Raw genomic sequence first — 26593 nt, 5'->3', positions numbered from 1 at the left:
ACGTGGAGAAGTTCATCCCGCGGCAGATCACCAACGTCCTCGACGGGATCCGGCCCAAGCTGTACGGCACCGGGGCGAACGTGCGGGACTGGATCCACGTCGACGACCACAACCGGGCGGTGTGGACGATCATCGACAAGGGCGAGATCGGCCAGACCTATTTGATCGGCGCGGACGGCGAGACGAACAACCGCACCGTCGTCGAGACCATCCTCGAGCTGTGCGGTAAGGATCGGGGCGACTTCGACTTCGTCACCGACCGCCCCGGCCACGACCTGCGCTACGCCATCGACGCCACCCGCCTGCGCACCGAGCTCGGCTGGACCCCCCGCTACCGGGACTTCCGCGAGGGCCTGGCCGCGACCATCGACTGGTACCGCACCCACGAGCACTGGTGGCGACCGCAGAAGGACGCCACCGAGACTACCTATCGCGAGGCGGGAGAATCGGTGATCGAGAAGTGACCGAGCGACCCCGTCCGAGAACGTAATCCCGGGCATAGAACAGGCGCTGACCGCGAGGTTCTTCCTCGCGGCCAGTACCGTTGAAGCTCATCGAATCGGCCGCCACGTGAGATCAGGGGTGCAAGATCGTCAGTCCGGAAATCTTCCAAGCCCTGGTCTTCATGTGTTCGCTCTTCGCCGCCTCCGCATGGTGCCTGGCTCGACCGAATGCTCTGTCGAGCACAGCCGTCGCAGTGGCATCGTTTCTGTGGCTCGCGCTCAGCGGACCGCTCGAGGGCCGGGTGCTGTACGTATTCAACCCGGGCCACGGTCTCACCGAATCCGATCTCCTGTCGTTCGTCGGATTCGGAATCGCAGCATGGGGTTTCTGGGCGTCCTACCGCCGCTACAAGCGAGGTGGGCCGGGTCGGTGGCTGTGAGGCCGCCCGCCCGGTCCTAGCCGCAGGCGGGCACCTCCACGCTGAATTCCGGCTCGTCGACGAGTGGCTGGACCGGGATGCGTGCCTCTCCCTCGACGACAGGTTCCGTCAGCTCGAAGACGATCTCGGCGGTCTCGCCGCGGGGAACCGGGAGCTGGACGCTGTACACCGGGTGGCCCAGTTCCTTGCCTGTGAAGCTCATGGCCGCTGTCCCGTTCACCGTTACCTTGTCGAGCTTTGCGCCCTGGGTGGCGACCAGCGACAAGTCCGTGAGATTGGAACCGAACGGAGCACCCACCGGGTTGTCGAACATGCCTGCCACGTAATCGGTGTAGTCACCGGCCGGCAGGTCGTTGCTCAGCCGGACCGTGATCGTGGAGTTCCGGGTATCGCCGTCGCAGGAGCCGGCGGTGTACTCGATCTCGCGTCGCAGGTAGTAGTCCAGCTTGTTGCCACCGAGATTGTTGACGACCACGCCCGCGTACGGGGCGGGATCCTCGGGAACCGTGTGGCCGAGCGGTGTTCCCGCAAGAACCGCCTGCTCGTGCGGGTTGGCGCTCCACACGGCGAGCCGCCCTTCGCTCGCCGCGCGGCCGAGGGCTTCCAGCAGGGCCTGGGGGCGGCTGATGCTGCCCGTCATCTTCTGGACGACCGCCGATGCCACCCGTTCCAGGTATTGCTTGCGGGCCGCCTGGTTGTCGCCGAAACGCGAGTACGCCGTGGATTCGGTCAGTTCGACGACGTTGTCGGCCGTGATCTTCTCCCCGCCCGGCAACGTCACCGGCCCGACCACCTCGAGGACGTAGCTGAGCGCCACCGGATCCGTGGCCACCGCGCCGTCGACCCGCTCGCCCGACTCCTGCTGCCAGATCGACTGCCAGATCTGCGCCGCGTACGGGAAATGGGAGCTGACATTGCTGTTGCGGAAGTCCACCGTCGGCCGGCTGTGCCCGTAGGTGCGGGCGAAGTCGGGTCCGAGGTCGATGGGCTGGTAGTTCGTGCGAAGTTCCCGGTTGCTCGCCAGGTCGTCGACCCGCACCGCACCGTCGGCCGCGCGGACGATGCCGAACCCGCCGAGCAGGCCGCCCGTGCCCCGGGCCTCCGCATTGGTCTGGAAGCCGATGAAGTAGCTGCGCGGCCCGTCGGCGCCGAGCATGGCCGGCGCGATCTGCGCCGCGGTGGCCGTGTTGGTGAGCAAACCGGACAATTCGGCTGTCTGATCCTGCAATTGGACGCGCGCGTCGTCGATCGGGCCGAGGTAGGTGGCGTCGACGTCCTGCGCTCGGGCGTCGAGCTCGGCGGCCGCTGCCGCGGTGGTCTCGAGGACGGGGGCGGCGTCGCGCAGTGCGGCGAGGTTGATGCGGGCGCCGTCGAGGATCAGCTGATCGGGGGAGACGGCCGAGCCGGCATCCACGGCAGGCACCAGAACATCCGATGTGAGGCCTGTCACAACGTCGCTCATCTGCTGGCTCGAGGCGAAGGGACTGCCGAGCCAGGGGATCGCCGCGGCGATGCTCCACGGCAGCGAGTGGGTGGAGTCCTGGGCCTGCTTCGCGTACTTGTCGGCGTCGCCGGCGGTGCGCAGGGCCGTCTCGGTATCACCCGCCAGCAGAGCCTCTTTCGAACTGGTGGCATAGTCCCGTGCCTGTTCGAGGCTCGACTTCGCCTGCAGCCCTTCGTAAGCCAGCCATGCACCGAGACCGACGACGACGACCGCTCCTGCGGTGCAACCGATCGCGACGGTCCGGCGCTTGTGGCGCTCGGCGGCGATCTGCTCGTCGGTCTTGCGTCGGCGCACCTTGCGCCGCCGTGGTTCCGGCGAAAGTGACTCGTCGGTAACATCGTTCACGCGGTCAAACCCCCTTCGATTCCTCCGCGGCGACCATATCCGAGAAACCGGTCGGATGGTCGGTTCGAGTGGTGAGTAACGCTCGGGATCGTTAGGGTCGATGTATTCGACGGTGATGGATGCAGGGAGGCGTCCACGCCGTGGTCGATCGAGGGGTTCCACTGCACGCCCGTCGGTCTCGAGGGAAAACGAGGGGGTGCGGTGCCGTCTTTTGCCATGTCCACGAGTCAGCGTGGACTGTGGTTTGCTCAGCAGCTCACCCCGGACGTCCCGTTCACCATCGCCCAGTACCTGGACCTGCACGGCCCGCTCGACGCGGACCTGATCCGCGCGGCCTGCAACCAGGCGGCCCGCGAGGTCGAATCCGGGACGCTGTTCCTCGAGATGGTCGACGGGGAGCCTCGGCAACGGGTGATTCCCGACGTCGACGACTACCCCGGCTACCTGGACCTGCGCGGCCACGACGACGCCGAGGCCGAGGCGCGACGGTGGATGGACGAGACCTACACCCGTCCGCTCGACCCGCTGCACGACCGGCTCATCGCCACCACGCTGATCCGGCTCGCCGACGAGCACTTCTACCTCTTCACCTACATCCACCACCTCGCCCTCGACGGGCACGGCGGCATGGTGATGCTCGGCCGCAGCGCCGAGCTGTACACGGCGTGGGCGCGCGGGGAGGAACCGCCGCCGCTCGGGGTGCTGAGCCTCGAGCAAATCGCCGAACACGAGCTCGCCTACGTCGGCAGCACCCGGCAGGCCACCGACCGCGAGCACTGGAGGCAGCGCCTGGTGGACCTGCCGCAACCCGTCACGCTCGCCGCCGGCTCCGCCGCCCCCACGATGCCGTGCCGACACGTCGGTGCGGCGCTCGGCGCCGAGGTGACCGACGCCGTCGCCGAGTTGGCCCGCGACGCCAACTCCACCGACGTCCCGATCGTCGTCGCCGCCTTCGCCGCCTACCTGGCCCGCATGACCGGCACCACGGACGTCGCGCTGAGCCTGCCGGTCTCGGCCCGCACCACCGCGCCGCTGCGCCGCTCGGCGGGCTCGATCTCGAACATCGTGCCGCTGCGGGTGGGCGTGGAACCGGACGTGACCGTCGCCGACCTGGTGCGGCGCGTGCAGGTGGAGCTGACCGGGGCGCTGCGGCACCAGCGGTACCGCTACGAGGACATGCTGCGCGACCTGCACGCCGTCGGCGATCACCGGGAGACCCGCAGCGCGTTCGGGCCCGTGGTGAACCTGATGATGTTCAACCCGGAGTACGCGTACGGCGACATCACCGGCGAGTACAACCTGCTCTCCACAGGCCCGGTCGACGACCTGTCGGTGAACGTGTACGCCGGGATCGCCGGGCGCAGCACGCGGGTGGACTTCGAGGCCAACCCGCGCCGGTACGGCGATGAGACGCTCATCCGGCACCACCGCCGGTTCCTCGACTTCCTCGGCGCGTTCGCGCGGTCGGCCGACCACGCGGTGGGCGACCTGCCGCTCGCGGCGCCCGGCGAACTCGCCGGCCTCGTCCCCGCGCGTGGCCCGCACGTCGAGGACGTACGCCTGCTGCCCGACGTGCTCACCGCGCACGCCGGCTCGGACCGCGTCGCCGTGCGCGACGGCGCCGTCACGCTGACCTACCGAGAACTGGACGAGCGTTCAACTGCGCTCGCGCGCAGGCTGATTGCGTGCGGCGCGGGACCCGACGACCGGGTCGCGGTGCTGCTGCCGCGCTCGGCTGGCTCGGTGGTCGCGCTGTGGGCCGTCGCCAAAGCCGGCGCCGCCTATACCCCGATCGAGCCGGGCACCCCGGCGCTGCGGCTCGCCGAACTGCTGCGCGACGTGCCCGTCGCGGTGTGCGGCGACGACGTCGCCCTGCCCGACGGCGTAACCCGCGTGGATCCGGCCGACGGCGAGACGGCGTCGGCGCCGTTCGACGCGGGCGAACGGCGGCGCCCGCTGCACCCCGACCACCTCGCCTGGGTGATCCACACGTCCGGCTCCACCGGCACCCCCAAGGCCGTCGCCGTCAGCCACCGCGGGCTCGCGGGCCTCGTCGCGACGCTGCGGGAGCGGTACCCGGCCGACGCCACGTCGCGCGTGCTGCACCTGGCCGCCCCGAGTTTCGACGCGTCGCTGCAGGAACTGCTGCTGTGCTTCGACGCCGGCGCCACCCTGGTGGTCTGCCCGCCCGACGTGGTCGGCGGACCGGACCTGGCCGCGCTGCTGCGCGAGCAGGCCGTCACCCACGCGATCACCGCGCCCGCCGTCCTGGCCGTCACGCCCGAGGCCGACCTGCCGGCGCTGCGGATGCTCGACGCGGGCGGCGAGGCCCTGGCGGTCGACGTCGCCGACCGGTGGTCGCGCGGGCGCACGATGCTCAACGCGTACGGGCCCACCGAGACCACCGTCCTCGCCACGCTCAGCGAGCCGCTGCGGCCGGGTGGGGGAGTGCCCATCGGCGCACCCGTCCACGGCGTGACGGCCGTCGTGCTCGACGCGCGGCTGCATCCGGTGCCCGTCGGCGCGGTCGGCGAGCTGTACCTGGGTGGGCCGGCCGTCGCCCGCGGTTACCTCGGCGACCCGGCGCTGACCGCGGCCCGGTTCGTCGCGTCGCCGTTCGGTCGCGTGTACCGCACAGGAGACCTGGTGCGCTGGAGCCGTGCGCGTTTCTGGTCGTCGGAGCTACCAGAAACGCGCACGGGCGGCGGGGCCGCACTGGAGTTCGTCGGGCGCGCCGACCGGCAGGTGAAGATCCGCGGCTACCGCATCGAACCCGGCGAGGTCGAGGCGGCGCTTGCGGGTCTCGGCGGCGTCGCCAATGCGGCCGTCGTCGTCCACGGCGACACCCTCGCGGCCTACGTCGTCGGCGACGTCGAGCCCGACGACGTGCACGTCGGCCTCGCCGAGCGCCTGCCCGCCTACCTGCGGCCCGCGACGGTCACCGTCCTCGACGCGCTGCCGCTCACCCCGGGCGGCAAGATCGACCGTCGCGCCCTGCCCGCCCCCGCGGTGGACACGGCCACCGGCTCGCGGCCGCCGACCGGCCCGACCGAGACGCTCGTCGCGCAGCTGATGTGCGAGATCGTCGGCGTCGACCGGGTGGGGGCGGACGCGAACTTCTTCGCCCTCGGCGGGCATTCGCTCGGCGCGGCACAGCTCGCGGCGCGGCTCGGGGTCGCGCTCGGCCGCGACGTGCACCTGCGCGACGTGTTCGACCATCCCACCGTCGCCGGACTCGCCGCGGCCGTCGACGCCGGACCGGCCGCCGCGATGCCCGCGCCCACCCGCTCGGACGACGACACGCCCGCGCCGCTCGCCCCCGCCCAGCGACGGCTGTGGCTGCTCGCGCAGGGTGACACCGCCGCCTACCACCTACCGTTCGCGCTGCACCTCGACGGCACCCTCGACACGGCCGCGCTGCGCGCCGCGCTCGGCGACGTCCTCGACCGGCACGAGGTCCTGCGCACCGTCTACACCGAACCCGTCCCGCGGCAACGGGTCCGGCCCGTGGCCGAGGTGCTGCCCGCGCTCGACGTCGAACCCGTCGACCCGGCCGACGTGGACGCCCTGATCGCCGAGTGGGCCGCCGCACCGTTCGACCTCGCCACCGGCATCCCGCTGCGGGTGCGGTTGCTGCGCGTGGGCCCGGACCGGCACGTGCTCGCCGTCGTCGCCCACCACATCGCCGTGGACGGCGCGTCGTTCGTGCCGCTGACCCTCGACCTCGCCGCCGCCTACGCCGCCCGCGCCGCCGGGCACGGCCCGCGGTGGGAGCGGTTGCCGCTGCGGTACTCCGACTACGCCCGCTGGCACCGCGCCCTGCTCGGCGACGCGGACGACCCGGACAGCCTCGCCGCCCGCGAACTCGCGCACTGGACCACCACGCTCGCCGGGCTGGGCGAGGCGCCGACGCTGTCCACCGACCGTCCCCGCCCCGGCCGCCCCGGACCGGCCGAGTCGCTCGAATTCGCCGTCCCCGCCGCGCGGTTCGAGGCGCTGCGCCGCCTGGCCGCCGCGCACGACGCCACCGCGTTCATGGCGGTGCACGCCGCCGTCGCCGTGTGGCTGTCGGCGTGGACCGGGGGGCGCGACGTCGCCGTCGGCTCCGGCACGGCCGGCCGCGAGCACCCCGACCTCGAGCGTCTCGTCGGCATGTTCGTCGGCACCGTCGCGCTGCGGCTCGACGTGGACCCGGCCGCGTCGTTCACCGAGCTGCTCGCCGCCGCCCGTCGCGCGGACCTCGACGCCTACGCGCACGCGACGGTGCCGTTCGACCGCGTCGTCGACGCGCTCGGGTTCGCGCCGTTCCAGGTGATGCTCGCCTACGACAACGTCGCCGTGCCCGACCTCGCGCTGCCCGGCCTGGCCGTGCGCGCCGAGGAGATCCCGTCCGGCCGCGCCCGGTTCGACGTGGAGGTCGCGGTGCGCGAGCTGCCCGACGGCTCGCTGTGCGGACGGGTGATCTACGACGGTGCCCTGTTCGAGCGCGCGACGGTCGCCGCCGCGGTGGCCCGCCTGCACGCGGTGCTCGACGCGGCCGTCGCCGCGCCGCAGGCACCCGTCGGCGATCTCGAGCTCGGCGCTCCCGAGGTCGTCCTGGCAGACCCCGGGCCGGTCGCGACCCTGCCGGAACTGCTCGCCGCGCACCCGCTGCTGGTGTGCGCTCCGGGCGGCGCGCCGATCGAGTTGATCCCGGCCGCAACACCATTGGCGTGGCACCTGATCGAGCGCGGTCTCGGCCCGGAGGATCGGGTGGCGATTCTGCTGCCGCGGTCGGTGGACTCGGTGCGCGCGGTGGCCGCCGTCGCGCTGACCGGGGCGGCGTTCGTGCCCGTCGACCCGGCGCAGCCCGCGGTGCGGATCGCCCGGATCCTCGCCGACGCCGGGGTGCGGCACGTCGTCGCCCGGCCCGGCACGTCGCTGCCCGACGGCGTCGCACTCGTCGACCCGGACGCGGGATCCGCGCGGTCGGCCCCGATCACCGACGCCGACCGGGTGCGTCCGCTGCGGCCCGACCACGCCACGTACCTCGTCTACACCTCCGGCTCGACCGGCACGCCGAAGGGGGTCGTCGTCACCCACCGGGGGCTCGCGCCGCTCGTCGCATCGCTGCGCAGCCGGATGGACCTCGACCCGCAGGCGCGGGTGCTGCACTTCGCGTCGCCCGCGTTCGACGCGTCGGTGCTCGAATACCTCATGGCGGCCGCGGTCGGTGGCACGCTCGTCGTCGCGCCGCCGGACGTGTACGGCGGCGAGGACCTGCTGGAACTGCTGCGCGCCGAGCGCATCACGCACTGGTTCTCCACCCCGGCCGTGCCCGCGCAACTGGACCCCGCGGGCCTGGACGCGCTGCGCGTGCTCGCCGTCGGCGGCGAGGCGTGGCCGGCCGAGACCGCGGCCCGGTGGGCGCCCGGCCGGACCATGCTCAACGTGTACGGGCCCACCGAGACCACCGTGCTCGCCACCGCCAGCGCGCCGCTCGTGCCGGGGGAGCGGCTGACCATCGGCACCGGCCTCGACGGCGTCACCGCGCTCGTGCTCGGCCCGCGGCTGCGGCCCGTGCCCGTCGGCGTGGTCGGCGAGCTGTACCTCGCCGGGCCGGGCCTGGCCCGCGGCTACCTCGGGATGCCGGGCCTGACCGCGAGCCGCTTCGTCGCGTCCCCGTTCGGCGGTGGCCGCATGTACCGCACGGGCGACAGGGTGCGCTGCAGCGGTGTGCCCTTTGGGCGGCCGGAGCAGCCCAAAGGACACACCGGCGGCGGAGCCGCCCTCGAGTTCGTCGGGCGGGTGGACCATCAGGTCAAGCTCCGCGGGTTCCGCATCGAACTCGGCGAGATCGACGCCACCCTCGCCGGGCATCCCGCGGTCGTCGCCGCCGTCACCGTCGTGCGGGGCGAGGCGCTCGTCGCGTACGTACACGGTCCCGACCCCGCCCGCCTCGACCCGGCCGAGCTGCGGGAGTTCGTCGCCGCGCGGCTGCCGCGGCATATGGTGCCCGCCACGGTCACCGTCCTCGACGCGCTGCCGCTCACGAGCACCGGCAAGATCGACCGCGCCGCGCTGCCCGAACCCACCGCAGACCCGGACCGCCCGAGCACCGGATATCGCAGCGCCGCCGAGGAACTCGTCGCCGGTGTCGTCGCCGACCTGCTCGACCTGCCCACCGTCGCCGCCGACGACGACTTCTTCGCGCTCGGCGGCAACTCGCTGCTCGCCACCCAGCTCGCCGCGCGCCTCGGCGCGGTCGCCGGCCACCGCGTCGGCGTGCGGGAGATCTTCGAGCACCCCATCATCGCCGGCCTCGCCGTCGCCGTGTCCGATCCGATTGCCGGCGAACGCCTTCCGCTGCTGCCGACCGGCGACACCGGTCCGGTGCCGCTCGCGCCGGCGCAGCAGCGGATGTGGCTCGCCAACCGGCTCGACGTCGCCGACGCCGCCCCCGGCGACCACGTCGCGTTCGCCGTCGACCTCGCCGCCGGCACCGACCTCGACGCCCTCGCGACCGCCGCCGCGGACGTGATCGCCCGGCACGCCGTGCTGCGCACCGTCCACCCCGACGGCCCGGACGGGCCGACGCAGCGGGTGCTGCCCGGCGTCGCCCTCGACCTCGCGCCACACGCGACACCCGCCGACCTCGACGACGCCCTCACCGAATTCGCCCGCGCCGGTTTCGATCTCACCGTCGACCCGCCGCTGCGCACCCGCCTCTACCGCACCGGCGCCGGCTACACCCTCGCGGTGGTGCTGCACCACCTCGCCGTCGACGGGCTGTCGCTGCTGCCGCTCGGCCGCGACCTCGCGCTCGCCTACGCCGCCCGGCGCGACGGGCGCACCCCGGCGTGGCCGCCGCTGCCCGTCACCTACCGCGACTACGCCCGCTGGCAGCACACCCTGCTCGGCGACCCGGCCGATCCCGACAGCCTCGCCGCCCGCCAGCTCGCCCACTGGACCCGCACCCTCGCCGGCGCCCCGCCGCTGCTGGCCCTGCCCACCGACCGTCCGCGCGGCGACGGCGACGGCGCCGCCGGGCGCGTGCGCTTCTCGGTGCCCGCCGAACTGCACGCCGCCGTCGACAAGCTGGCCCGCGCCCACGACGCGACGACGTTCATGGTCGTGCACGCCGCGCTCGCCGTGCTGCTCGCGACCCTGGCCGCCGCCGAGGACGTCACCGTCGGCACCCCCGTCTCCGGGCGGGTCGACCCGATGCTCGACGACGTGGCCGGCATGTTCGTCGGCACCGTCGCGCTGCGGCTGCCCGTGCCGGCCCGCGCGACGTTCGCGGAACTGCTCGCCGACGCCCGCCGCGTCGACCTCGACGCGTTCGCGCACACCGACGTGCCGTTCGACCGGGTCGTCGACGCCCTCGGCGCCTCCGCGTCGCGGCACCACCCGGTCTTCCAGGTGATGCTCGCCTACGAGAGCTTCGCGCTGGACGGCCTCGACGTGCCCGGCGTGACCGGGGTGCGCGAGATATCCACCGGCACGGCCCGATTCGATCTCGAGGTCACCGTCCGCGAGACCCGCTCCGCCGCCGGCACCCCCACCGGGCTCGACGGGGTGCTCACCTACGACCGCGGCCTGTTCGACCACGACACCGTCGCCGCGTGGGCGCCGTTCCTGCTGCGCATCCTCGACGTGGTCACCGCCGACCCGGCCGTCGCCGTCGGCGGCATCGACCTGCTCGGCCCCGACGACGACGCGTCCGCACCCCGGCCGGCCCCCGACACGGCCACGCTGCCCGCGCTGGTCGCCGAGCAGGCACGCCGCCGCCCCGACGCGGTCGCGCTCACCCACGGCGCCGACACCCTGACCTACGCCCAGCTGCACGCCCGCTCCGGGGCGCTCGCCGAAATGCTCGCCGAGCGCGGGCTCGGCGTCGAGGACGTCGTCGCCGTCGCGCTGCCCCGCTCGCTCGACCTGGTGGTGGCGATCCTCGCCGTCGCCCGCGCCGGCGCCGTGTACCTGCCGCTGGACGTCACCCACCCGCCGGCGCGCCTGCGCGCCCTGCTCGACGACGCCGCCCCCGCCGCGGTGCTGTGCGACACCGGGTTCGCGGTCGACACGGATGTGGCTCTCCTGCACGTCGATGCGCCCGAGGTTCGGCAACGCCTGGACGCCGGCGCCGCGTTCGACGCGGCCGTGCCCGCCGGTGCCGGCGCGTACCTGATCTACACCTCCGGCTCCACCGGCACCCCCAAGGGCGTGCTCGTCGGGCACGAGGCCGCCGCGGCGGTGTTCGCCGCCACCGGCGACGTCGGGTTCGGCCCGCGCGACGTGTGGACCCTGTTCCACTCCCCGGCGTTCGACTTCTCCGTGTGGGAGATGTGGGGGGCGCTGACCACTGGCGGGCGGCTCGTCGTCGTCGACCACTACACCGCCCGCGACCCAGGGGCGTTCGCCGCGCTGCTCGACGGCGAGGGCGTCACCGTCCTCAACCAGACGCCCACCGCGTTCGGCCAGCTCGCCACCGTCGACACCGCGCTGCCCACGCTGCGGCTGCTGATCTTCGGCGGCGAAGCCCTCGACCCCGGGCGGGTCCGGCCGTGGCTCGCGGACCGGCCGCACGTGCGCGCGGTGAACATGTTCGGCATCACCGAGACCACCGTGCACGTCACCCGCGGCCCCGCCGCCGAGCCCGGCGTCGGGCGGCCGCTGCCCGGGATCGACGTGCAGATCCTGGACCGGTCGCTGCGCCGCACCCCGCCCGGCACCGTCGGCGAACTCTACGTCGCCGGAGGCCAACTCGCCCGCGGCTACCGCGGCCGCCCCGGCCTGACCGCCACCCGGTTCGTCGCCGCGCCCGGCGGCGCCCGCCGCTACCGGACCGGCGACCTCGGCCGCCGCGGCCGCGACGGGGTGCTGCACCACCGGGGCCGCGCCGACGACCAGCTCGAGCTGCGCGGCTACCGCATCGAACCCGGCGAGATCGAGGCCGCCCTGCTGCGCTGCGACGGCGTCACCCAGGCCGTGGTGGTGCTGCGCGACGACCGGCTCGTCGCCTACCTCCTCGGCGGCTCACCCACCGGGGCGCTGCGCGCGCTGCGCCGCACCCTGCCCGACTACCTCGTGCCCGCCGCCGCCGTCGCCCTGGATGCGCTGCCGCGCACCGCCAACGGCAAGCTCGACCGCGCGGCCCTGCCCGCACCCGCCGTCGACCCCACCGGCGGCCTCGCCCCGCACGGGCCGCTCGAGGAACTCGTCGCCGAGGTGTACCGGGAACTGCTCGGCGCCGGGCCCGTCGGCGCCGGCGACGACTTCTTCGACCTCGGCGGCAACTCGCTGCTCGCGACCCGCCTCGCCGGGCGCCTCGCCGACATCGCCGACGTCGACGTCACCGTCCGCGACGTGTTCGACGCCGCCACCGTCGCCGACCTCGCCGCGCTCCTCGCCGCCCGCGCCGGCACCGGCCGTCGCCGTGCCCCGCTCGCCGCGGCCGGCGACGACACCCCGGCGCCGCTGTCGCCGGCGCAGCAGCGGCTGTGGTTCGTCAACCGGCTCGACCCCGGATCCGGCAGCTACAACCTGCCGTTCGCGGTGCGGCTCGACGGCCGGCTCGACGTCGCGGCGCTCACCGCCGCCGTCGCCGACGTCCTCGACCGGCACCGCACCCTGCGCACCGTGTACCCCGACGCCACCGCGCAGGTGGTGCGGCCCGTCGCGCGGCCCGGACTCGAGCCCGTCGCCGTGCCCGCCGAGGGGCTCGACGAGTTCGTCCGCGAGTTCGCCGCCCCCGGCTTTGATCTCACCCGCGAGACGCCGGTGCGGATGCGGCTGTACCGGCTCGCACCGCGGCGGCACGTGCTCGCGGTGGTGGTACACCACATCGCTGCCGACGAATGGTCGCTCACCCCGCTGCTGCGCGACCTCGTCGACGCCTACACCGCCCGGCTCGCCGGGCAGGCGCCGCGGTGGGCGCCGCTGCCGGTGCAGTACACCGACTTCAGCCGCTGGCAGCGCGCCGGCGCCGACGGCCAGCTCGCGCACTGGACGACCGTGCTCGCCGGCCTGCCCGACGAGGTGACCCTGCCCGGCGACCGGCCGCGGCCCGCGCGCCCGACCGGCCGCGGTGCCACCCACCGGGTGACGGTGGATCCCGTCGTCGCCGAAGGTGTTTCGCGGCTCGCCCGGGACGGTCGCGCGACGACGTTCATGGTGCTGCACGCGGCGCTGGCCGTGCTGCTGGCCCGGCACGGCGCCGGCGACGACATCGCCGTCGGCACCGTCGTCGCCGGGCGCGGCGACCCGCAGCTCGACGCCCTCGTCGGCATGTTCGCCGGGACCCTCGTCCTGCGCACCCCCGTCGACCCGGACGCCTCCTTCGCCGACCTGCTCGCCGAGGTCCACGCCCGCGACCTCGCCGCCTACACCCACCCCGACGCGCCGTTCGAGACCCTCGTCGAACGCCTCAATCCCGCCCGCAACCCGGCCCGGCACCCGCTGTTCCAGGTCGCCCTGTCGCTGCGCCGCCCCACCGTCGACGCCTTCGAGCTGCCCGGCCTGACCGCGCGGGTGCTGCCGGTGGCCGACGAGCACGCCAACTTCGACGTCCAGCTCGTCGTCACCGAGACCGGCACCGGCGTCGACCTCGAATTCGCCTACGCCACCGACCTGTACGACGCGGGCACCGTCGCCGCGTTCGCCGACCGGTACGTCGCGATCCTGCGGGCCGCCGTCGCCGACCCGGCCGTGCGGATCGGCGACATCGACCTGCTCACCGAGCGGGAACGCGCCGCGCTGGTCCCCGCCGCCGGCCCCGAGCCGGCCCCGGCGCGGACGCTGTGGCAGTGGTTGGCCGCCGGCGCCGCCCGCGGCGGCGACGGTGTGGCCGTGCGCGACGGCGACACCGAACTGACCTACCCGCAGCTGCTCGCGCGCGCCGACGCGCTCGCCGCCCGGCTGCACGTCGCCGGGGCCCGGCCCGGCACGGCCGTCGCGTGCGCGCTGCCCCGCTCGCTCGACTCCGTCGTCGCCGTGTGGGGCATCGCCCGGCTCGGCGCCGCCCCGATGCTCGTCGACCCCGCCCAGCCCGCCGCGCGGCTCGCCGCGATGCTCGGCGACGCGACCGTCGGCGTCACCGGCGCCGCGCACCGCGGGTCGCTGCCCGCCGCCGTGACGTGGCTCGATGTCGCCGGCTCCCACGGTGCCGGCTTTCACGGTGACGGCTTTCACGGTGACGGCTTTCACGGTGGCGGTGTCGCGGGGGCCGGCCCGGGCTCCGGCGCGCCCGCCTACCTGGTGTTCACCTCCGGTACCAGCGGAAACCCCAAGGGCGTCACCATCACCCACCGGGGGGTGAGCGCCCTCGCCGAGGACCTCGCCGAGCGGTTCGCCGCCGCGCCCGGCGACCGGATGCTGCACGTCGCGTCGCCGAGCTTCGACGCGGCGATGCTCGAGCTGCTCGTCGCGGGCACCGCCGGCGCGACCCTCGTCGTCGCCGGGCCCGACGCGTACGGCGGCGACGCCCTCGCCGACCTGCTCGCCGGCGAGCGCATCACGCACGCGTGCGTCACCCCGTCGGCGCTGGCGACTGTGCCGCCGCGGGCGCTGCCCGACCTGCGGGTGCTCATGCTGGGCGGCGAGGCCGTGAGCGACGAGCTCGTCGCCCGGTGGGGTGCGGGCCGTCGCCTCTACAACGGCTACGGCCCCGCCGAGGCCACCGTCTTCGCCACCTGTTCGCCGCCGCTGGCGCCCGGCGCGGACGTCGTGATCGGCACCCCCGTGCGCGCGGTGCAGGCCGTCGTGCTCGACGAACGGCTGCGGCCCGTGCCCACCGGCGTGGCCGGCGAGCTGTACCTGGCGGGGGAGCGGCTCGCCGACGGGTACCGCGACGACCCGGGCCGCACCGCGACGCGGTTCGTCGCCGCCGACGGCGGTCGTCGCCGGTACCGCACGGGCGACCTGGCCCGCTGGGCCCGTGCGCGTTTCCGGTCGTCGGAGCTACCAGAAACGCGCACGGGCGGCGGGGTCGCGTTGCGGTTCGTGGGGCGCAGCGACGATCAGGTCAAGCTGCGCGGCGTGCGCATCGAACCGGGCGAGGTCGACGCCGCGCTGCGGACCGTGCCCGGCGTCGAACAGGCCGCGACCGTCGTGCGCGACGGGGCGCTCGTCTCCTACGTCGTGCCCGCCGGCGTCGACGCCGAGGACGCGCGCGGGCGGCTGCGGCAGAGCCTGCCCGCCCACCTCGTGCCCGTCGCCGTCGTGCCGCTCGACGCGGTGCCGCGCACCGCGCACGGCAAGCTCGACGTCGCGCGGCTGCCCGCCCCCGACCTCGGCGGGCGCGACGAGCCCGGCACCGGGACCGAGGCGCTCGTCGCGCGGGTCTACGGCGAACTGCTCGACTCCCCGGTCGGCAGGACCGACGACTTCTTCGCCGTCGGCGGCAACTCGCTGCTCGCGACCGTGCTCGTGGGCCGGCTGCGCGAGGAGACCGGCGTCGCCGTGCCGCTGCGGCTGATCTTCGAGAACCCCACCGTCGAGGGGCTCGCCGCCGCGCTCGACGCCGGCGGACTCGACGTCGAGGCCGGGCCGGTGCCCGTCCACCCGCGCCCCGCCCGGATCCCGCTCAGCCGGGCGCAACGTCGCCTGTGGGGGCTCAGCCGCCTCGACCCCGACGCCTACCTGCTGCGCGCCGACGTGCGCCTGACCGGCCCGCTCGACGTGCCCGCCCTCGAGGCCGCGCTCGGCGACGTCGTGGCGCGGCACGAGATCCTGCGCACCCGCATCGTCGTCGACGAGCAGGGCCCGCATCAGGTCCTGGCAGACCGTGGTGTCCATTGGGACCTCGAGGGGACCGAAAAGACGCCACGGCGCCTGCGCCTGACCGTGGACCACGCCGCGGCGGACGGGGCGTCGCTCGCGCCGCTGCTGCGCGACCTCGCCGTCGCCTACGCCGCCCGCGCGGCCGGGCAGGCGCCGCGGTGGGAGCCGCTGCCGCTGCAGTACGCCGACTACGCGCTGTGGGAACAGGCGCGCGGGATCCCGGAGGCGGACGCCGCGCACTGGCGGCGCGCCCTCGACGAACTCGACCCGGTCGAATTACCCACGCAGGCAGCGTATTCGGAGACGGAGTTGTCGGAGCAGGAGGCCGGGACCGTCGCGTTCGAGGTGCCCGCCGACGTGCGCGCCGGGATCGCCGAGCTCGCGCGGGCCCACGGCGCCACCGAGTTCATGGTGCTGCACGCCGCGCTGTCGGTGCTGCTCGCCCGCGTCGGCGCCGGACACGACGTCGCCGTCGCCGCCGTGGTCTCCGCCCGCCGCTGGGCGCAGGTCGAGGACCTCGTCGGCCCGTTCCTCGAGACCCTCGTGCTGCGCGCCCGCGTGGAACCCGACATGCCGTTCGCCGGGCTCCTCGCGCAGGTCCGCGACTTCGACGTCGCCGCCCTCGACCACGCCGGGGTGCCCTACGAGCAGATCCTCGCCGGCCTACCCGGCCGCGCCCCGCAGGTCGCGCTCGCCCTGCAGGACTTCACCCTCGCCCCCACCCGGATCGGGGACCTCACCGTCGAGGCCGAGGAGATCGTCCGCGGCGCACCGAAATTCGACCTGCAGTTCGCGTTCGCGCCCGCCGCGGACGGCTACGCCGGCACCCTCGTGCACGACGCGTCGCGGTTCGCCGGACCCACCGCGCGGCGGCTCGCGGACCGGTTCGTCGCCGTCCTGCGGCACCTCGTCGCCGCGCCCGGCACCACCGTCGGGGACCTGCCCGTCGACCGTCCCGCCGCGCCGCTGACCGGCGCCGCCCCCGCCCCGGCCCGACCCCTGCCGGACCTGCTGCGCGCCACCGCCGCCGCGCACCCCGACCGGGAAGCCCTGCGCGAGGGCGACACCGCCCTGACCTACCGCGAACTCGACGCCCGCTCCGACGCGCTCGCCGACGAACTGCGCGCCGCCGGCGCCGGCCCCGGCACCGTCGTGCCCATCGACCGGCCCCGCGGCCTCGAGTACGTGCTGCGGCTGTGGGCGATCACCAAGACCGGCGCCGCGTTCACCGGCGCCCCCGACGCGGCCGGCCCGGCGCCGGCGAACGTCGCGTACGTCGTGTCGACCTCGGGCTCGACCGGGGCGCCCAAGCGCGTCGCCGTCACCCACGCCGGCCTCGCCCCGCTCGCCGCCGAGGCCGCCCGCCGCTACCGCGTCGGACCCGGCAACCGCGTGCTGCAGGGCTACCACCCGGCGTTCGACGCGGCCCTGCTCGAGATCCTGCTCGCCCACACCACCGGCGCGACCCTCGTCGTCGCCCCGCCGGAGGTGTACGCGGGGGAGGACCTGCAGCGGCTGCTGCGCGCGCAGCGCATCACCCACTACCTGTCCACTCCGGCGGTGCTCGGCACCCTCGACCCGCACGAGCTGCCCGACCTGCGGGTCGTCGCGTCCGGCGGCGAAACCCTGCCGCCCGCGCTCGCCGCCCGCTGGACCGACGGCCGGCACATGCTCGACGCGTACGGACCCACCGAGGCCACCATCGTCGCGACCCTCACCGACGTCGACGGCCGCGGCGGCATCGGCCGGCCCGTCCCCGGCACCGTCGCGCACGTGCTCGACGCCCGCCTGCGCCCGGTGCCCGACGACGCCGTCGGCGAGCTGTACCTGGCCGGGGAATCCGTCGCGCTCGGCTACCTCGGCGCCCCCGCGCTCACCGCGCAGCGGTTCGTCGCCGCCCCCGGCGGCACCCGCCGCTACCGCACCGGCGACCTGGTGCACCGCCGTCCCGACGGCACCCTCGCCTTCCGGGGCCGCACCGACCGGCAGCTCAAGGTCCGCGGCGTGCGCATCGAACCCGGGGAACTCGAGGCCGCCCTGCTCGCGCAGCCCGGCATCCGGCACGCCGTCGCGCTGGCCGCGGGCGGTGCGCTCCTCGCCTTCGCCGCCGCCGATCCGAGTGTCGAGCCGAGCCGCGTGCTCGCTGAGCTCACCGACGTGGTGCCGCCGCACCGCATGCCGACGCGGCTGCGGTTGCTGCCGGAACTGCCCACCACCGTCAACGGCAAACTCGACACCGCAGCCCTGCGCGAAGTCGACACCGCAGCCCTGCGCGACCTCGACACCGCCGGGGACGCGCCCGCCGACGACCGGCCGCTCACCGACGTCGAGGACCTCGTCGTCACCGTCGCCGAGAGCGTGCTCGGCGCCCGGCCCGACATCCACGCCGGGTTCTTCGCCGCCGGCGGTGATTCGCTGTCCGCCGTCGTCCTCGCCGCCCGCCTCGCCGACGCCTTCGGCACCGACGTGCCCGCCCGTGCCGTGCTGCAGGCACCGACCCTCGCGGCACTCGCCGCCCACATCCGCGACGGCGACCGCACCCGGATCCCGTTGCGCCGCTATGACGACGACGCCCCCACCCCGCTCGCGCCCGCGCAGCAGCGACTGTGGCTGCTCGGCCGCGCCGAGCCCGGCAGCGCCGCCTACACCGTGCCCGTCGCGCTGCACCTGACCGGCGACCTCGACACCGCCGCGCTGGCCGCGGCCGTCGCCGACGTCGCCGCCCGGCACGAGATCCTGCGCACCGCCTACCCCGACGGCGTCGCAGCCGAGGTCGATCCGCCTGTGCTCGAAGCGGTTCCGGGCACCGACCCGGCCGCCGCCGTCGCCGAGGTGATCACCGCGCCGTTCGACCTCACCGCCGACGCGCCGCTGCGGATCCGGCTGATCGAACTCGGCGCCCACGAATGGGTGCTCGCCGCCGCGGTCCACCACATCGCGTTCGACGGCGGCTCCGTCGCGCCGCTGCTGACCGACCTGCAGCACGCCTACGCCGCCCGCCTCGCCGGGGCGGAACCGATCTGGTGGCCGCTGCCCGTGCGCTACCGCGACTACGCCCGCTGGCAACGCGACCTGCTCGGCGACCCCGCCGACCCGGACAGCCTCACCGCCCGCCAACTCGACCACTGGGCAACGACTCTCGCGGGCCTGCCCGACACGCCGCTGCCGCTGCCCACCGACCGGCCCCGGCCCGCGCGGCCCAGCCACCGCGGCGGCGCCGTCACCGCCCACCTCGACGCCGGCACCCACCGCCGCGTCCGCGACGTCGCGCGGGCCCACGACGCGACCGGCTTCATGGTGCTGCACGCGGCGCTCGCCGCGCTGCTCGCCCGCCGCAGCGGCCGCGCCGACATCGCCGTCGGCACCGCCGTCGCCGGGCGCGCCGACCCGCGCCTGCACGCCCTCGTCGGCATGTTCGTCGGCACCCTCACCCTGCGCACGACCGTCGCCGGGGACGAGCCGTTCGGGGACCTCCTGCGCCGCATCCGCACCACCGACCTCGACGCCCTCGCGCACGCGGACGTCCCGTTCGACCGGGTCGTCGCGCGGGTCGCGCCGGTCCGCGGCACCCACCATCCGCTGTTCCAGGTGCTGCTCGCCCACCGCACGGTGCCCGCGGGGGAGGACCTGCCGCAGCTGCCCGGCCTGCGCGTGCGCGAATTCGACGCCGGCACCCCGGCCGCGCAGTTCGACCTCACCTGGGACGTCACCGAACGCGACGGCGACGGCGGCATCGACGTGCGCCTCGTGTACGCCACCGACCTGTTCGACCCCGCCACCGCCGGCGCGCTGCTCGACGACTACGTCGCGCTGCTCGGCGCCGCGCTCGCCGACCCCGGCACCGCCGTCGGCGACCTCGCCGCCTCCGCGCCGGCACCGTTGTCCGCGCCCGCCGCGGCGCCGCGCACGCTGCCGCAGCTCCTCGCCGCCACCGCCCGCACCCACCCCGGCGCCATCGCCGTGCGGGCCGGGGCCGTCGCCTGGACCTACGCCGGGCTCGACGCCCGCGCCGACGTCGTCGCCGGGGAACTGCGCGCCCGCGGCGTGACCCGCGGCGACGTGGTCGCCGTGGCCGTGCCGCGCGGGGAATGCTGGCCGCTCGCGGTGTGGGCCGTCGCCCGGACCGGCGCGGCGTGGGTGTCCGTCGACCCGGCGCAGCCGCCCGCCCGCGTCGAGACCGTCCTGCGCGACAGCGGCGCCACCGTCGGGTTGACCGTGGCAGGTGCCGAACCGGTGGGGGAGGGCATCGACTGGGTTGACCTGACCGGCGAGTGGGAGGCGCGGGAAATCCCTGCGCCGCAACCGCATCCGGACGACACCGCGGCGGAGCCGCATCCGGACGACACTGCGGCGGAGCCGCATCCGGACGACACCGCGTATCTGATCTATACGTCCGGGAGCACCGGCACCCCCAAGGGTGTCGCCGTGCCGCACCGCGGCCTGACCGCCGTGGTCGACGCGCAGCGGCACGTCCTCGGCGTCGCGCCGGGCAGCCGGGTGCTGCACGCGGCGTCGCACACCTTCGACGCGTCGGTGTTCGAACTGCTCGCCGCCCACGCGCACGGCGCGACCCTCGTCGTCGCCCCCGACCACGTCTATGCCGGAGCGGCGCTGCAGCGGCTGATCGTCGACGAGCACGTCACCCACGTGGTCGCCACCCCCACCGTGCTGGCCACCCTCGACCCGGACGCGCTGGGGCGCCCGGTCACCGTCCTGTCCGAGGGCGAGGCGCTCACCGCGCCCGTCGTCGAACGCTGGCGGCGGCACCGTCTGCTCAACGGGTACGGGCCCACCGAGTTCACGATCGCCGTGTCGTTCGGCGGGCCGTTCGACCCCGGCGCCCGGCCCACCGTCGGCGCCCCCGTCGCCGGCGCCACCGCCCACATCCTCGACGCGCGCCTGCACCCCGTCCCGGCCGGGGTGATCGGTGAGCTGTACGTGACCGGGGCGGGCCTGGCCCGCGGCTACCACGGCCGAAGCGGGCTCACCGCAACCAGATTCGTCGCCGACCCGCACGGCGAGCCGGGTGCGCGCCTGTACCGCACCGGCGACCTCGCGCGCGTCACCGCCGACGGCGAACTCGACGTCCTCGGCCGCGTCGACGAGCAGATCCAGCTGCACGGCATCCGCGTCGAACCCGCCGAGATCGACGCGGTGCTCACCGCCGCCGACGGCGTCGAGGCCGCCGTCACCGTCGCCGTGCCCGGCCCCGCGGGCGAAACCGTCCTCGCCTCCTACGCGCAGGGCAGCGCCGACGCCGCCGCGTTGCGCACCCGCGTGGCCGCGCACCTGCCGCGCGCGCTGCGGCCCGCCGCGATCACCGTCGTCGACGCGCTGCCGCTGCTGCCGTCCGGCAAGGTCGACCGCGCCGCGCTGCCCCGGCCCGACTTCGCCTCGCCCGCAGAGGGATTCGTGCCACTCGACGGGGCGACGGCCGAGACGGTCGCCGCCGTGTTCGCCCGGCACCTCGGCCGGCCCCCCGGATCGGTGTCCGCCGACCTCGGGTTCTTCGACCTCGGCGGCACGTCGCTCGGGGCCGTCGCCGTCGCCGCCGACCTGCGTGCCGAACTCGACCGCGACGTCCCGCTCGACTGGCTGCTCACCGCACCCACCGTCGCCGACCTCGCCGACCGGATCGACCACGGCGGCGACGACACCGACCCGCTCGCCACGCTCGTGCCGCTCGCGGGGCGCCCCGGCGGCACCCCGCTGTTCTGCGTCCACCCGATCAGCGGAATGTCGTGGTGCTACACGGGACTCGCGCCGCACCTGCCCGGAGTCGCGCTGTACGGGCTGCAGGCCACCCGGCTCGCGCCGCTGCCGCGCACCGTCGCCGAGTTCGCCGCCCGCTACCTCGACCGGATCCGCACCGTCCAGCCCGAAGGCCCCTACCACCTGCTGGGCTGGTCCCTCGGCGGCACCATCGCGCACGAGATGGCCGTGCAACTGCACGAGGCGGGGCAGCAGGTGGCGTCGCTGATCCTGCTCGACACGCTCACCCCCGACACCCTCCCCGACGTCGCGGCCCTGCCGGACGAACCCGTCGTCGAACTCGAGGTGCCCGGCCTGCCGTCGACGTTCGTCGCCGAGATCCGGGAGCGGGCTCTGGCCGCGGGCGCCGCGCTGGAGGAGGCCGTCACCGCGCACACCCCCCGCGTCCTCGACGGCGACGCGCTGCTGTTCCGGGCCCGGCCCGGCGGGCAGACCGGACCCGACCTCGCGGCGAGCTGGCGGCGCCACGTCCGCCGCGTCACCGAGCACGACGTGCCCTACCCGCACTCCGACCTGACCACCCCCGGCGCGCTGGCCCTGATCGGCCCCACGCTCGCCCGGCACCTGACCGAACGACAGATTTCCGCGCCCGTAGGGTGCACCGACAGTGTCACAGCAACGAGGGAGACACCGTAATGGAAGTACACGACTACCTACGCATCCTGCAGGCGCGATGGAAGATCGTCGCCGTGACGACCGTGGTGGCGGTACTCGGTGCGCTCGGAGCCTCCCTGCTCACCACCCCGATCTACCAGGCGAGCACCCGGCTGTTCGTCTCCACCTCCTCCGGGGCCTCGGTCAACGAGATCTACCAGGGCAACCTGTTCTCGCAGCAGCGCGTCGCCTCCTACACCAAGTTGCTCACCGGCACCACGCTGGCGCAGCGCACCCTCGACCGGCTCGGCCTGTCCGACGTCACGCCGTCGCAGCTCGCCGGAAAGGTCACCGCATCGTCCGCCCCGGACACCGTCCTCGTCGACGTCAAGGTCGACGACGAGTCGCCGGAGCGGGCCCGGGACCTCGCCAACGCCCTCTCCGACGAGTTCGTCGTCATGGCGCGCGAGCTCGAGACCCCCGAGAACGGCGGTGAGCCCACCGCGCGGGTCGTCGTCGAGCAGCACGCCGACACCCCGGTGACCCCGGTCTCGCCGAAGACGAAGCGCAACCTCGCGCTCGGCCTCGCCGTCGGCCTGCTCCTCGGCATCGCCCTCGCGGTGCTGCGCGACCGGCTCGACAACACCGTCAAGGACCGCAAGACGGTCGAGGAGCTCGCCGGGACGGGCCTGGTGGGCACCATCCCCCTCGACAAGGAACGGCAGGAGCACGCGGCGATCGACTTCCAGGAGTCGAACTCCGGCAGCGCGGAGGCGTACCGGGAGATGCGCACCAACCTCAAGTTCCTCGACGTCGACAACCCGCCGCGCGTCATCGTCGTCACCAGCGCCCTGCCGGCCGAGGGCAAGACCACCACGGCCATCAACACCGCGCTGGTGCTCGCGGAGGCCGGTCATTCCGTGGTGCTCGTCGAGGGTGACCTGCGTCGGCCGCGGGTGTCGAAGTACCTCGGGGTCGTCGGCGACGTCGGGTTCAGCACCGTGCTGTCGGGCCAGGCCGGTCTGGAGGACGTGCTGCAGCCCAGCCAGTACGAGGGCCTGTGGGTGCTGGCCTCCGGGGCGCTGCCGCCCAACCCCAGCGAGCTGCTCGGCTCCGAAACCGCCAAGCACGTCATCGACCACCTGCGGGCGCGCTTCGAGTACGTGATCATCGACGGCTCGCCGGTCCTGCCCGTCACCGACTCGGTCGTGCTCGCCGCGGCCACCGACGGCGCGCTGCTCATCGCTCGCCACGGCAAGACCACCCGCGAGCAGCTCAGCCGCGCGGTCGGCAACCTGGGCAGCGCCGGCGCGCACCTGCTCGGCACCATCATCACGATGACGCCGAACAAGGGCCGCGGCGCCTACGAGTACCGGTACTACTACGAGTCCGACGAGTCGGCGAAGAAGGCCACGGCCCCTGCGTCGACGCCCGCCCCGGCCGGATCGGCGCCCGTGCAGCCGGGGCCTGTTGCACAGACCACCGGCGGACGCCGCTACCGCGAGGAGCAGAACCGGCCGGAACCGTACCGGCCGGAGCAGCCGCACCGGGGCGGGCCGGACCACGACGACGCGCAGCCGGGACAGCACTACCGGGCCCCGCAGGCGTACACCGCCGACCCCGCCTACCGCGAGCAGGCGGTGCCGACGGCGGTGTCGCGGCCCGTCGCGCCGTCGCCCATGCAGGGCCCGCGCAACGGGTCAGTCGTGGATCCGGGCGAGCAGCGGTAGCAGCAGATCGGCGATCTCGGTCCCGACGGCGACGAACGTGTCCTCGTCCAGACCGATCGGATCGGTGACGTCCTCCGGTCCGGGCGCGGGGAACTGCGCCCGGGCGGTGGCGAGCTCGGCGACGGTCTCGGCGCCGCTGAGCTGCTGCAGCCGCGCGGCCTCGCGCAGCGTGAACGTCCGCTTGAGCATCCGCGGCGCCGCCTGCAGCACGGCCCCCCGATGCGACTCGGCCATCGTGATCACCAGGTCGGCGTCCTGGGCGATGTGCGGCGACAGGCGCCGGGCGACGAAACCGTCGGGCTCGCCGCCGAGCTGGCGCAGCACGAGCGCGGCCGTCGGCTCCATGGGCCGCCCGACCATGCCGCGGGTGCCGGCGCTGTGCGCGGACAGCTCACTCCGGCCGGTTTCCGTCGCGTATGCGGTGGTCAACAGCTCGGCGGTGGGCGATCGGCAGATGTTCCCGGTACAGACGTACAGAACCCGCATCGCTCGATCCTAGGCAGCACACGGGTCGCTCGTCCGGTTGTGACGGCGTGTGTCCGATTCGCCGGGTGGGCGTGTCCGGACCGTTCGGTAGCATCGGGCGGTCGGGATGCGCCGGGGGTGGATGTGCGGCGCAAAACACAATCAGAAGGCGGCTGATGAGTTCGGTTCTCGGGGTGACCGCAGGGACGAGTGCCGTCCGGATCGTTCGTCCGATCGATCCGGCCGCGCCCGCCGCGGGCTACCAGTTCCAGGTGGTGGAGACCAGGCAGGACGATCCGGCACGGCTCGCGGCGCAGACCGTGGGCGTGCTCGTGCAGGCCGGCATCGCGGGCGACACCGTCGAGCGGGTGGGCCTGGTGTACCGCGACGGCGCCGACGCCGAGCGGCTCCGCGCCGCGATGGCCGAGCAGGGACTCGACCGCTACACCCTCGTCGGCGAGTCCGAGTCGGCCCTGGCCTACCTGCGGGCCACCGGCGAGCTCCCCGGTGACGTCGCGGTGCTCTACGACCTGGGTGCCTCCGGGCTCACCGTCACCGTCGTCGACCGCACCACCGGTGCCGTGCACACCGAACGCACCAGGACCGTCTCCGGCCGCCTGTTCGACGACGCGGTGCGCCTGCACCAGCTCGGCTCGGACGGGGTGTGGCGACCCGACGACCCGGAGGACGAGGAGTTCGTCGCCCAGTGCCGCACGGCCAAGGAACAGCTGTCCGGCAGCGACGCCGTCGCCGTGCCGGGCACCGCCGGCGTGATCCTCATGTCCCTCGAGACCTTCGACCCGCTGATCACCCCGCTCGTGGAGGGTTCCGCGCGGTTCCTGCGCGACGTCGTGCACCGGTCCGGCGCCCGGCCCGAGACGATCGTGCTGCTCGGCGGCGGCGCCCACGTCCGGCTGGTGCGCCGGGTGCTCGAGACGTGGATGAAGCTGCCCGTCGTGGTGCCGCACGAACCCGAACTCGTCCTGGCCAAGGGCGGCGCCCTGCGCGCCGTCGCCGCGGGCTCCGCCGCGTCGGCGGTCACCGAACTGATCGTCCCGCCGGGGGCGACCGAACGCATCGTCCCGCCGCGCGGAGTGGCGCCGCAGCGCACCGAGCGGCTCGCGCGGACCGAGACACCCGCGCCGGCCGCGGTGGACGACGCCGGGCCGCCGGAGCGGGCGCCGGCGTGGAAGCGGGCGGCGACCGCGCCCGGCCCGCACGTGTCGGGCCGCCAGATCAGCGGGGCCGGGCTGGCCGGCACCGCCCTGGGTGTGGTGGCCATGATCGGGCTGGCGCTGGGCGCACAGAACACCTTCGCCGGCGACGACGAGTCGGAGCCCCGGCCGACCGAGGTGATCGTGACGACGCCGCCGCGGACCCCGCAGCCGGCGCCTGCCGTCGCGCCGGCGCCGGCGCCGACGACGACCACCGTGCCGCCGACCGAGGAGTCCACGACGGAGCGGGTGGTGCCGCCCCCGCCGGTGGCCACCGCCCCGCCGCCGCCGCTGATCCCCGGGCTCAACATCCCGGTACCGACACTGCCGCCGCTGCCGCCCCTGCCCACGATCGAAGTGCCGCCGGAGCTGCGGCTACCGATCTGACGGACCCCTCCGCCGCCGGGGACCCTCGTGGCCGATGGCGCCCGGCGCGACGGGTTAGAGTACAGACGATGTTTTCGCCGCAGAACACCCCGCTGTGCGACTCGGTCACGCTGGCCTATCGGCGCGTGCGCGCCGAGCCCGGTCAGCTGACCGTGCTGCGGCGGGCCCTGGAGCGCTGGCTCGACGCGGTGCACGTGCGCCCCGAGCTGACCCGCGACGTGCTGCTGGCCAGCTACGAGGCCCTCGCCAATGCCGTCGAGCACGCCTACCGCGACGGTGCGTCGGGCACCCTCGACCTCGAGGCGACGCTGATTCCGGGCGACCGTCAGGTCGAGGTCGCCATCATCGACCGCGGCAGCTGGCGCGCGAACGACACCGACCCGGGCACCAGCTCGCGCGGACACGGTCTCACGCTGATCAAGTCCCTGGCCGACACGGCGACCGTGGCCCCGGCCGACACCGGGACCGTCGTCACCATGCGCTGGAGTATCTAGCGGCGACCGTAGTTGTCGGCGACCGTAGTTGCCGGCATCGCTAGTTTCGGCGGCGGGGCAGCCGCACCACCTGGACGAAGAACTCGTCGATCTGCCGGACCGCCCCGATGAACTGGTCGAGGTCCACCGGCTTGGTGACGTACGCGTTGGCGTGCAGCCGGTAGCTGCGCAGGATGTCCTCCTCGGCGGCCGAGGTGGTCAGCACCACGACCGGGATGTCGGACAGGTCCGGGTCGGACTTGATCTTCTCGAGGACCTGGCGCCCGTCGTACTTGGGCAGGTTGAGGTCGAGCAGGATCAGGTCGGGACGCGGCGCTCCGACGTGCTCGCCGCGCTGGTACAGGAAGTCCAGCGCCTCCTCGCCGTCGCGGACGACGTGCAGCTCGTTGCCGATCTTGTTGTCCTCGACCCGGGCGACGAGCTGATGACCCGTGAGGCCTTCGAGG

Annotated in this window: 9 protein-coding genes; 6 read left to right on the top strand and 3 right to left on the bottom strand. The window is 74.8% G+C overall.

What is annotated here, in order from left to right; translation table 11 throughout:
* Nucleotides 1–464, top strand: a 464-nt coding sequence (locus tag AIIKEEIJ_RS29310) for a GDP-mannose 4,6-dehydratase (RefSeq protein ID WP_161997162.1), incomplete at its 5' end; no start/stop codon positions are given.
* 233 nt (nt 465–697) lie between these two features.
* Complete coding sequence (locus tag AIIKEEIJ_RS29305; RefSeq protein ID WP_237210703.1) at nt 698–883, top strand: hypothetical protein; 186 nt, start codon at nt 698–700, stop codon at nt 881–883.
* Nucleotides 884–899: 16 nt separating this feature from the next.
* Here AIIKEEIJ_RS29305 and AIIKEEIJ_RS29300 read toward each other — a convergent pair whose 3' ends face one another.
* Nucleotides 900–2681 carry a DUF4012 domain-containing protein gene (locus tag AIIKEEIJ_RS29300; RefSeq protein ID WP_161997163.1) on the bottom strand — a complete coding sequence of 594 codons (1782 nt, stop codon included), beginning with the start codon at nt 2679–2681 and terminating at the stop codon, nt 900–902.
* A gap of 267 nt (nt 2682–2948) precedes the next feature.
* On the opposite strand from AIIKEEIJ_RS29300, the gene AIIKEEIJ_RS29295 reads away from it, so the two are divergent.
* Both AIIKEEIJ_RS29295 and AIIKEEIJ_RS29290 read left to right on the top strand, forming a co-directional pair.
* Complete coding sequence (locus AIIKEEIJ_RS29295) at nt 2949–21899, top strand: non-ribosomal peptide synthetase (RefSeq protein ID WP_161997160.1); 18951 nt, start codon at nt 2949–2951, stop codon at nt 21897–21899.
* Entirely contained in the window at nt 21899–23587 is a 1689-nt protein-coding gene (locus AIIKEEIJ_RS29290) for a polysaccharide biosynthesis tyrosine autokinase (RefSeq protein ID WP_161997159.1), read from the top strand. The genes AIIKEEIJ_RS29295 and AIIKEEIJ_RS29290 overlap by 1 nt, the downstream gene beginning before the upstream one ends.
* Here AIIKEEIJ_RS29290 and AIIKEEIJ_RS29285 read toward each other — a convergent pair.
* Nucleotides 23558–24073 carry an arsenate reductase/protein-tyrosine-phosphatase family protein gene (locus AIIKEEIJ_RS29285; protein ID WP_006934332.1) on the bottom strand — a complete coding sequence of 172 codons (516 nt, stop codon included), beginning with the start codon at nt 24071–24073 and terminating at the stop codon, nt 23558–23560. The two genes, AIIKEEIJ_RS29290 and AIIKEEIJ_RS29285, sit on opposite strands and share 30 nt — an antisense overlap.
* A 155-nt stretch (nt 24074–24228) precedes the next feature.
* Here AIIKEEIJ_RS29285 and AIIKEEIJ_RS29280 point away from each other — a divergent pair, with 155 nt between their 5' ends.
* A complete protein-coding gene (locus AIIKEEIJ_RS29280; protein WP_161997158.1) occupies nt 24229–25653 on the top strand; it encodes a chaperone protein in 1425 nt (474 codons plus the stop codon).
* A gap of 68 nt (nt 25654–25721) precedes the next feature.
* Complete coding sequence (locus tag AIIKEEIJ_RS29275) at nt 25722–26147, top strand: ATP-binding protein (protein WP_006934328.1); 426 nt, start codon at nt 25722–25724, stop codon at nt 26145–26147.
* A 40-nt stretch (nt 26148–26187) separates the two neighbouring features.
* On the opposite strand, the gene AIIKEEIJ_RS29270 is transcribed toward AIIKEEIJ_RS29275, so the two are convergent.
* On the bottom strand, nt 26188–26593 hold a 406-nt coding region (locus AIIKEEIJ_RS29270), incomplete at its 5' end, for a response regulator (RefSeq protein WP_161997157.1).

The sequence above is a fragment of the Rhodococcus sp. YH1 genome (assembly GCF_009939605.1).
Classification (GTDB): domain Bacteria; phylum Actinomycetota; class Actinomycetes; order Mycobacteriales; family Mycobacteriaceae; genus Rhodococcus; species Rhodococcus aetherivorans.
This window is presented reverse-complemented; position numbering and strand designations above follow the sequence as displayed.